At 64.1% G+C, this 8,918-nt stretch carries 9 protein-coding genes; 5 read left to right on the top strand and 4 right to left on the bottom strand.

All coding sequences use genetic code 11. From position 1 onward, the window contains the following. Window positions 1–304: 304 nt before the first annotated feature. Entirely contained in the window at window positions 305–883 is a 579-nt protein-coding gene (locus AC0V2Y_RS18785; protein WP_475417007.1) for an NnrU family protein, read from the bottom strand. A gap of 69 nt (window positions 884–952) precedes the next feature. After that, window positions 953–1,345, bottom strand: a complete 393-nt coding sequence (locus AC0V2Y_RS18780) for an Imm10 family immunity protein (RefSeq protein ID WP_475417008.1) — start codon at window positions 1,343–1,345, stop codon at window positions 953–955. Window positions 1,346–1,492: 147 nt separating this feature from the next. Between AC0V2Y_RS18780 and AC0V2Y_RS18775 the strand changes: the two genes are divergently transcribed. The 3 genes from AC0V2Y_RS18775 to AC0V2Y_RS18765 all read left to right on the top strand — a co-directional run bounded on the left by AC0V2Y_RS18775 (window position 1,493) and on the right by AC0V2Y_RS18765 (window position 3,228). Next, window positions 1,493–1,909 carry a GNAT family N-acetyltransferase gene (locus tag AC0V2Y_RS18775; protein WP_475417009.1) on the top strand — a complete coding sequence of 139 codons (417 nt, stop codon included), beginning with the start codon at window positions 1,493–1,495 and terminating at the stop codon, window positions 1,907–1,909. Between the two features lie 7 nt (window positions 1,910–1,916). Further along, on the top strand, window positions 1,917–2,663 hold the full coding sequence (locus tag AC0V2Y_RS18770) for a M56 family metallopeptidase (protein ID WP_475417010.1): 747 nt from the start codon (window positions 1,917–1,919) through the stop codon (window positions 2,661–2,663). A gap of 64 nt (window positions 2,664–2,727) precedes the next feature. After that, window positions 2,728–3,228, top strand: coding sequence for a hypothetical protein (locus AC0V2Y_RS18765; protein ID WP_475417011.1), 501 nt, complete (start codon window positions 2,728–2,730; stop codon window positions 3,226–3,228). A 6-nt stretch (window positions 3,229–3,234) separates the two neighbouring features. Here the strand turns inward: AC0V2Y_RS18765 and AC0V2Y_RS18760 are convergent, their stop codons facing one another. After that, window positions 3,235–4,035, bottom strand: a complete 801-nt coding sequence (locus AC0V2Y_RS18760; protein ID WP_475417012.1) for a class I SAM-dependent methyltransferase — start codon at window positions 4,033–4,035, stop codon at window positions 3,235–3,237. A gap of 419 nt (window positions 4,036–4,454) precedes the next feature. Here AC0V2Y_RS18760 and AC0V2Y_RS18755 point away from each other — a divergent pair, with 419 nt between their 5' ends. Both AC0V2Y_RS18755 and AC0V2Y_RS18750 read left to right on the top strand, forming a co-directional pair. Beyond that, window positions 4,455–5,291 carry a universal stress protein gene (locus AC0V2Y_RS18755; RefSeq protein WP_475417013.1) on the top strand — a complete coding sequence of 279 codons (837 nt, stop codon included), beginning with the start codon at window positions 4,455–4,457 and terminating at the stop codon, window positions 5,289–5,291. Between the two features lie 69 nt (window positions 5,292–5,360). Further along, entirely contained in the window at window positions 5,361–6,230 is an 870-nt protein-coding gene (locus AC0V2Y_RS18750; RefSeq protein WP_475417014.1) for a hypothetical protein, read from the top strand. Window positions 6,231–6,283: 53 nt separating this feature from the next. Here the strand turns inward: AC0V2Y_RS18750 and AC0V2Y_RS18745 are convergent, their stop codons facing one another. Then, the gene (locus AC0V2Y_RS18745) at window positions 6,284–8,602 is read right to left on the bottom strand and encodes an NADP-dependent malic enzyme (RefSeq protein ID WP_475417015.1); all 2,319 of its coding nucleotides are present in this window, start codon (window positions 8,600–8,602) and stop codon (window positions 6,284–6,286) included. Window positions 8,603–8,918: the final 316 nt, after the last annotated feature.

The following is an 8,918-nucleotide window of genomic DNA, read 5'->3' as shown; positions in this document are numbered from 1 at the left end:
GACTACGCGTGTGTGACAATGACAAACTGAAGATGATTATCAATCCTTTCGCTGATTTTCTTAACCTGTGCGACAACAGCAGGTTAAGTAGACAAAGTAAAAGCTCAACAGGACTCATTGAGTTGAGCTTCCGCTTCCTGCCACAGAAGACGTTCTAGCAACACACCATGACACCCCGCCCATCGCCAGATGCTGCGGTTTTTTTATGGCGTTTATGCAAATGCCCTGGCGGCGCCCGATTTGTCGCTCAGTTCGTCGTAAGCACGACACGCGCACGGCAATCTCCCTCGCTTGCTCCATCCCGCTACCCAAACGGCCGCACGCCAAACAGCACGCCGTGCAGCCAGAACGCCAGCAGCAGCCACAGCGCGCAGCCTGCGGCTATGGCGATCAGGGTGCCTTGCATGGTGCCGCCTTGGTAGGCCACGCCGGCCGCGCGGTCGCGCTGCACGGCAGAAACCAGATCCATTGACGACCAGACGAGGAAGCTGCCGAACAGCAGCACGTCGGCCACGTTGCCGTTGGCCAGCAGATGCGCGACGGCCCAGAGTTGCGTGCCGAGCAGCATGGGATGGTGCAGCAGGGTCTTGATGCGGTTGCGCGGCACATTGGCCGCTGCCAGCAAAATCAGCGAGAACAGCATCAGCAGACCGCTGGCGTGGCGCACGCCCATGGGCGGCGTCCACAGCAGCTGCGGCTGCTGGCGCGCCAGGGTGTAGCCCCAGATGATCAGGCCCAGGCCGGCAAACGCCACGAGCGAGTACAGCCCCTTCCAGCGCTTTTCGCCCAGGCGCGCCAGCTGGGCGCTGCGCCAGCCGTCGGCGACGATGCGCACCGAGTGCGCACCCAGGAACAGCAGCAAACCGAGTATCAGCACCGTCATCGTCTTCTCCCCCAGTCAATACCCGCTATCGAGCATACGCGACGCCATGGCCAATGCCGTCCGCGCAGATCAACGTTCTTCGCGATAGTAATCGCAGCCTTCGAACGTGGTGCGCAGCGCCTGCTGCAGTTGGGTATAGCGCTCGGGCGTCAAGTTGAAACGCACGTCGATCTGGCCGTCGTCATCCATCTGCATGGCCGCCTCGGCATCCATCTGCACGGACAGGCGGTTCGGATGCAGGATCACGGCGTGCATGTGGCCATACCAGGCAAATTCCTGGCCGCCGTATTCGATGTACGGTTCGTCCATGCCCAGCGCCACGTCCTGCTCATCGTATTCGTCGGCGCGCTGCAGCATCAGGTAGACGGGCTCGCCTTTGCCGGCTGGCGCAGCCAGGGTGGTGATCAGGGCGTCGTCTTCATGGATGACGGACAACTCGGTGGCGGTAAATCCTGCGGACATGGCGTGCTTTCAACAAATAATTGGATGACGCCACCATAGCGCAAAAGCGCCGCGCACGACATAGGGCGCGGCGAATAAAGCGTGCCGCCCCCGGCCGCGCTCGCCGCCTATAATGGCCATTCCATCCATATTGCACAGGAGACCGTCTTGACCGCCGCATCACCCTACACCACCCGCCTGGCCATCCCCTCCATCGCCACCTACCAGCAGCTGCGCGTCGCCGCCGGGCTGAGCGCGAAAACCGCGGAGGCGGCGGCCAAGGGTTTGCCGAACTCCCTGTTTGCCGTGCAAGTGCTGCATGGCGACGAAGTGGTGGGCATGGGCCGCATCATCGGCGATGGCGGCTGCTTCTTCCAGGTGGTCGATATCGCCGTGCTGCCGGCCCATCAGGGCAAGGGCCTGGGCAAGCTGATCATGCGCGAAATCCGCCAGTTCATCGACAGCGACGTGCCGGAAAGCGCGTACGTCAGCCTGATCGCCGATGGCCAGGCGCAAGACCTGTACGCGCAGTTCGGTTTCAAGCATACGGCGCCCGCCTCCGTCGGCATGGCGCTGAAGCGCTAGGCGCCCGATGCCGGCCTGGCTGCTGTGTTGCATGGCGCTGGCGCTGCTGTTGAGCGCTGCCGGCTGGCGCGCCGAGCGCGCGCGGCAGCAGGGCGGGCGCGCGACACGCTGGCCGTGGCTGGCGGCCATCGCCGCGTCCGTCATCGTGCCCCTGGCGTGGCTGCCCGGCGTGCTGAAGGCCATGCCGGCGCAGCAGGCTCAGCTGAAACTGGGCTGGTTTATGGCGTCTGCAGGCATGCTGTTGCTGTTGGCGCTGCGCAGCGTCTGGCTGCTGTCGCACCAGCGGCGCTGGCAGAAAACATCGCTGCTGGGCACGCCCGTGTACTTGAGCGGCGGCATCGGCCCCTGCGTGGCGGGGCTGCTGCGGCCCCGCATCGTGATGCCCGTCTGGCTGCAACTGATTCCGCCCCCGCAACAGGCGCTGCTGCTGGCGCATGCACAATGCCGGCTGGCCGCGCGCGACCCGCAGTTGCTGGCCCTGGCCTACGCCTTGATCCTGATCATGCCGTGGAATGTGCCCCTGTGGTGGCAGCTGCACCGCTTGCGCTTTGCCATCGAGGTCGATTGCGACGCACGCATGCTGGCGCACGGCCACGCGCCGCGCGAGTATGCCACCGTCCTGCGCCGGCACGGCCAGTATTATTCGGGCTTGACGGGCGCCTCGCCCATCGTGCTGAACGATCCGCGCGCACTGCGCCGGCGCCGCCATCTGATGGCCAGATTTACCCGGGACCGGGCGGCGAACTTGCTATAGTAGCGGCAACGCCGCGCGGCACGCCCGCGATCCCGGCTCCCCCCTTAGAAATCAGAGAGATACCATGCTTTACCTGCTCGCCATCGTGATCGTCATCGCCCTGCTGTACTACGTCTTCAGCGGCCGCACGCCCGTGAAACCGCTGCACAAGCCGCTCCTCTCGGTGCGCCAGTACGTGCCGGCGATTCCCGCGGGCGCGCCCGCGCACCACTGGAGCGACGAGGGGCGCTTCGCGTCGGAAGTGGAAAACGAAGCGATGTACCAGCCCGCCATCGCCAGGCTGGCCGGCGAGCACGGTCCCGGCAACGCGGAAGAAAAATGCCTGGCCCTGCTCGTCTGCGACGATGCCAATCCGTTCCAGGACAAGGCCATCGCCGTCTTCATCGACGGCCAGCTGGTGGGCTACCTGTCGCACAACGACGCCCTGCGCCTGCGCCGCAACCTGGGCCGCATGGACCTGGCGGGCCAGCTGACCTCGTGCGACGCCGTCATCCGCGGCGGCGGCCTGTGGAACGGCAAGCGCCTGTCGTACGCCGTCTGGCTGGACTTGCAGCCGTACAACTAATGATCGCTATAGCGCGCGCGCCAGCCTGACGGCGCGCGTGGCGATAAAGCTGGGCAGGAATTTTTCAATTTCAAAGCGCGGATGGGGATGCATTTCCTCGTGGTAACCGGCCAGCACGAAGCCCGCCGCCAGCTGGCCGCCGATCTGGCTGTCCAGGCCGTGGCCGAAGACCAGCGCCTCGCCCTTCTCCATGCGCGCCGCCAGCGCATCGGCATCCATATCCTCCACATCCGAATACGGCAGCACGAAACGGGGGCGTATCAAACCCTGCTGTGCCCATTGCGGATCGCGGTCGCCGATGAATACGGCCGGGTTGAAGAAACTGCTCAGCAACACGCCGCCATCGGCCAGCACGCGCGCGCATTCGCGCCACACGGGGGCGATATCGGGCACGTACTGGTTCGACACGGGGTGGATGATGACATCGAAGCTGGCGTCGGCAAAGCGGGCCAGGTCGCGCATGTCGCCCTGGACGGTGGCCAGTTGCAAGCCGTCGCGTTCGGCCACCATGCGGTCTTGCGCCAGTTGCTGTTCAGACAGGTCGAAGACGGTGACGTGCGCGCCGGCGGCAACCAGCACGGGCGCCTGCTGCCCGCCGGCGCCGGCCAGGCACAGGATGCGCTTGCCGCGCACCTCGTCCAGCCAGCCGGCCGGCAAGGGACCGGGCGTCAGATGGATTTGCCACTGCCCGGCACGGGCCGCGGCGATGGTGGCGCTGTCGACGGGCTGCGACCAGGGACTGTTCCGTGCAGCCTGCGCATCCCAGGCTTGCTGATTGTGCCGCAAGAAGTTGTTACCTAAAGGCATCCTCATCCTTTCAGAAAAAAGCAGGACATGAATGTAGCATGACTCCAGGCAAGGCGCCGCACTGCGCGTGCTGGCTAAAAAGAATACGAGAGAGCATGAAAGTCCGAGAAGTGAACTCCCGCCACGGCCAGCGTTGTTGCGTCACACAAGGAAGTGCCGGACAGATGGCGCCGGCGCCGATGCAGACCACTGGAAGGGCAAGGAGTTCGATGCCATTATCGCCTGCAGGGGGCCAGGCATTTTGATGCACATCAAACAGCTCGCAATCTCCTGGCTATCGCCTTGCGAAAGGTCCTCGCCCGTGTTTTTTTGACCTAGGTCAAGCCCCGCATAAGAAAACCGCCCGCCGGCACGCCAATGCTGGACTTGCCCGTGTTGCCGTTCTAGCCTTGTTGCCATCCTGACTAGCGAATGACACCATGGCCTACAAATCCATCCTCGTCCACGCCGACCTGTCGCGCCATGCGCCGCAACGCATCGCCATCGCGGCGCGGCTGGCACACGCGCACCAGGCGCACCTGATCGGTGCCGCCATGACGGGCGTGTCGCGCTTTACCCTGGAAAACAACCGCGGCATGCGCGGCGGCGCCGTGGCGGCGCAGATCAATGCCCTGCACGGCCAGGCGGAGCAGGCGCTGGACCAGTTCGAAACGCTGGCGCGCCAGGCCGGCGCCGTCTCGCTCGAGCGGCGCCTGATCGAAGACGATGAAGATGGCGGCATGGCCGTCAGCGCCCGCTACAGCGACTTGACGGTGCTCAGCCAGCACGACGCCAGCGAAGCGCTGCCCGGCGCCATGAGCGACCTGGTGCCCTACGTCATGCTCAACGCGGCCCGTCCCGTGCTGATCGTGCCGCGCAGCGGTCAATTCATGGAACTGAACCATACGGTGGTGGTGGCCTGGGATGGCAGCATGGAAGCGACGCGCGCCATCGGCCACGCCCTGCCCCTGCTGCGCGCGGCGCGCCTGGTGGTGCTGGCCCTGCTGCACCCGCCCGCCGGCCACGCGCAGCCGGCCCACCATCCGGGCGCCGACATCGCCGCCTACCTGAGCCGCCATGGCGTGCCCGTCGAGGTGCGCCCCGCCGTCACCACGGGCGACGTCGGCGCGGCGCTGCTGGCCATGACGGCCGAAGTGCATGCGGACCTGCTGGTGATGGGCGGCTACGGCCACGCGCGCTTCCGCGAAATTTTACTGGGCGGCGTGACGGAAACCGTGCTGCGCCAGATGAGCTTGCCCGTGCTGATGGCGCACTGAGGTCCCGCGCGCCACGTTTTGTTGCACAATGGCTATACTTGCCTGATTTTTCATATCAAGGCAATGTAGATGAAGCAACAACTGATCAATTGGGGCAGCGCCCTGGCGCCGTTCGGCAGCGACCTGCTGTGGACCGTCCTGCCATGGATGCTGCTGTATGGCGTGATCGGCTTTGTACTGGCGCTCGGCATCTGCTACCAGCTGGCCAGAAAATGCCTGCTGGTGCGCCGTCCGCCCGCCTGGAACGCGGCGGCCAAGCTCAGCTATGTGTTGATCCTGCTCGCGCTGCCGCTCCTCGGCGGCGGGTTTGGCGCCGTGCACAGCGTGCACCGCGTCGTCAACCAGGCCCTCGAGCGCGACCTGCAGCCGGTGGTCGAAGCGCAGATGCCGGCGCTGCGCGTCTACCTGGAGCAGCAGGCCAGGCTGATCGCCCCGGGCCAGCCCATCAGCGTGCGCAGCCTGCTCGAACCCTTCGTGCAAGGCCTGTATTACCAGCCCACGTCCAGCAGCTACTGGGAACGCAGCAAGGCGCGCTGGATCAATGAATTCATCCTGCGCCGCGGCAGCGTGCTGCTGACGCAGGTGCTGCAGGAACAGCTGATCGCCAGGGTCGGCCTGCTCGGCGAGGCGCTCAAGGGTGCCAATTTCCGTGGCCAGGCGACGGGCGAGCTGGCCGCGCTGGGCACCGACCTGGCCGTGCGCCTGACCACCGATGTGGCGCGCCATGCCGACTTCAGCAAACTCGATAAATCCGTGCCGATGATTTTCATCGACGCCATCAAACGCCAGGCCGGCGCGTATTTCAATTCGCTCAAGATCACGCTGGGCCTGTTCGCCCTGCTAACGCTGCTGCTGGTGTGGGGCGAAATCTTGCTGTACCGCCACTATTACCTGCGCCGCCAGCCGGCCGCCACGGCCCTGCCCGTGCCACCGATGTAAAAAAGCCGCGCCCCCCTTGCGGATGGCGCGGCTTTCAAGCAACAGCTAAAACCTTAGGCTTTGCGCTGCGCCACGGCGTCGACGACGCACAGGGCCGTCATGTTGACGATGCGGCGCACGGTGGCCGATGGCGTCAGAATGTGCACGGGCTTGGCGCAGCCGAGCAGGATCGGACCGACGGCGATGCCGTTGCCGGCCGCCGTCTTGACCAGGTTGTAGGCGATGTTGGCCGACTCGATGTTCGGCATGACGAGCAGGTTGGCGTCGTTCTTCAGTGCCGAATTCGGCATGAGTTTTTGACGCAGCTTGCTGTCGAGGGCCGTATCTCCGTGCATTTCGCCGTCGATTTCCAGATCCGGCGCGCGTTCCTTGATGATGGCCAGCGCGGCGCGCATCTTTTGCGCCGAGGCGCTGTCGCTGGAACCGAAGTTCGAGTGCGACAGCAGGGCCGCGCGCGGCGACAAACCAAAACGGGTCATCTCTTCGGCGGCCATGATGGTGATCTCGGCCAGCTGCTCGGCGTCCGGGTTTTCATTGACGTGCGTGTCGACCATCACCAGCTGGCGTTCAGGCATGATCAGCACGTTCATGGCGGCGTAGACATTGCTGCCGGCGCGCTTGCCCAGCACCTGGTCGATGTATTTCAGGTGCAGCTGGGTGGTGCCGAAGGTGCCGCAGATCATGCCGTCGGCATCGCCCTTGTGGATCATCATCGAACCGATCAGGGTGTGGCGGCGGCGCATTTCCAGTTTAGCGTATTCCTCGGTGACGCCCTTGCGACTGGTCATGGCGTAGTACGTATTCCAGTAATCGCGATAGCGTTCGTCGAAGTCCGGGTTGATGACGTCGAAATCGACGCCTTGCTTCAGGCGCAGGCCGAACTTCTGGATGCGCGCTTCGAGCACGGGCGGACGGCCCACCAGGATGGGACGCGCCAGTTTTTCATCGACCACCACTTGCACGGCGCGCAGCACGCGCTCTTCTTCGCCTTCGGCGTAGACGATGCGTTTCAGTTCGGCCGGCGTGGATTTGGCCATCAGGAACAGCGGCTTCATGAAGGTGCCGCTGCGGTAGACGAATTGCTGCAGGCTGTCCGCGTACGCCTGCAAGTCCTTGATCGGACGCGTGGCGACGCCGGAATCCTCGGCCGCCTTGGCCACCGCCGGCGCGATCTTGATCAGCAAACGCGGATCGAACGGCATCGGGATCAGGTACTCAGGGCCGAACGACAGGTTGCTGATGCCGTAGGTGGTGGCCACGATGTCCGACTGCTCGGCATGCGCCAGGTCGGCGATCGCGTGCACCACGGCGATTTCCATCTCGCGCGTGATGGTGGTGGCGCCGCAATCGAGGGCGCCGCGGAAGATGTAGGGGAAGCACAGCACGTTGTTGACCTGGTTCGGATAGTCCGAACGGCCCGTGGCGATGATGGCGTCGCTGCGCACGGCCTTGACTTCTTCCGGCAGGATTTCCGGATTCGGATTGGCCAGCGCCAGGATCAGCGGGTTCGGCGCCATCTTGCGCACCATGTCCTGTTTCAGCACGCCGGCGGCGGAAACGCCGAGGAAGATGTCGGCGTCCGGGATGACTTCACCCAGGGTGCGCAGCGGCGTGTCTTGCGCGAAGCGTTCCTTGTCCGGGTCCATCAGTTCCGCGCGGCCCTTGTAGACCACGCCGGCCAGGTCGGTGACGTAGATGTTTTTCAGCGGGAAGCCCAGGTCGACGATCAGGTCCAGGCAGGCCAGCGCCGCGGCGCCCGCGCCCGACACGACCAGCTTGCAGTCCTCGATTTTCTTGCCGACGGCTTTCAGGCCGTTCAGGATGGCCGCGCCGACGATGATGGCGGTGCCGTGCTGGTCGTCATGGAAGACGGGAATCTTCATGCGGTCGCGCAGCTGGCGCTCGATATAGAAACACTCGGGCGCCTTGATGTCTTCCAGGTTCACGCCGCCGAAGGTCGGTTCCAGCGAGGCGATGATGTCGACCAGTTTATCGGGATCCGATTCGTTGATTTCGATGTCGAAGACGTCGATGCCGGCGAATTTCTTGAACAGCACGCCCTTGCCTTCCATCACCGGCTTGGCGGCCAGCGGGCCGATATTGCCCAGTCCCAGCACGGCAGTGCCGTTGGTGATGACGGCCACCAGGTTGCCGCGCGCCGTATATTTATAGGCATTGGCCGGATCGATGACGATTTCTTCACAGGGAGCGGCCACGCCTGGCGAGTAGGCCAGCGCCAGGTCGCGCTGGTTGGTCAGTTGTTTGGTCGGCGTCACGCTGATTTTGCCGGGGCGCGGGCACTCGTGATACTCGAGTGCGGCCAAGCGCAATTGTTGACGCAATTCTTCTTTTTTATCAGATGACGAATCCATGCTGTGCTGCCTTCCTGTTTGGTCGATCGGGTGTTCCGGATTTTATCAGACCGATTCTTTCAATTAGCTAGGTATTTTCCGCTAGCCACAGTCTGATATCACGAAAACGCATAACCTAGCATTGTAAGGCCGTCCGGCGGCACAAACGTCCTCAGCAGGAAAAACTATCAAATTTTAGATTTCAATTGGTTTTTGTGATCAGTCGCCGGAGGCACGCCATAGCGGCAGCGCGGCGACGGCGCGCTCGATATCGTCCATCTCGTCGTCGCCCAGGCTGGTGTCGAATGGCGTGGACAGGAGGCGGCGCATCAGCGCC

The sequence above is a fragment of the Janthinobacterium sp. BHSEK genome (assembly GCF_056174685.1).
The sequence above is the reverse complement of the archived record's forward strand: the minus strand, read 5'-3'. Positions and strand labels throughout refer to the sequence as shown.

Excerpts from the sequence above, each read along its gene's own strand:
- AC0V2Y_RS18755 (WP_475417013.1), top strand. The coding sequence starts at position 4,455 with ATGGCCTACAAATCCATCCTCGTCCACGCCGACCTGTCGCGCCATGCG.
- AC0V2Y_RS18765 (WP_475417011.1), top strand. The coding sequence starts at position 2,728 with ATGCTTTACCTGCTCGCCATCGTGATCGTCATCGCCCTGCTGTACTAC.
- AC0V2Y_RS18770 (WP_475417010.1), top strand. The coding sequence starts at position 1,917 with ATGCCGGCCTGGCTGCTGTGTTGCATGGCGCTGGCGCTGCTGTTGAGC.
- AC0V2Y_RS18760 (WP_475417012.1), bottom strand. The coding sequence starts at position 4,035 with ATGCCTTTAGGTAACAACTTCTTGCGGCACAATCAGCAAGCCTGGGAT.
- AC0V2Y_RS18750 (WP_475417014.1), top strand. The coding sequence starts at position 5,361 with ATGAAGCAACAACTGATCAATTGGGGCAGCGCCCTGGCGCCGTTCGGC.
- AC0V2Y_RS18745 (WP_475417015.1), bottom strand. The coding sequence starts at position 8,602 with ATGGATTCGTCATCTGATAAAAAAGAAGAATTGCGTCAACAATTGCGC.
- AC0V2Y_RS18785 (WP_475417007.1), bottom strand. The coding sequence starts at position 883 with ATGACGGTGCTGATACTCGGTTTGCTGCTGTTCCTGGGTGCGCACTCG.
- AC0V2Y_RS18780 (WP_475417008.1), bottom strand. The coding sequence starts at position 1,345 with ATGTCCGCAGGATTTACCGCCACCGAGTTGTCCGTCATCCATGAAGAC.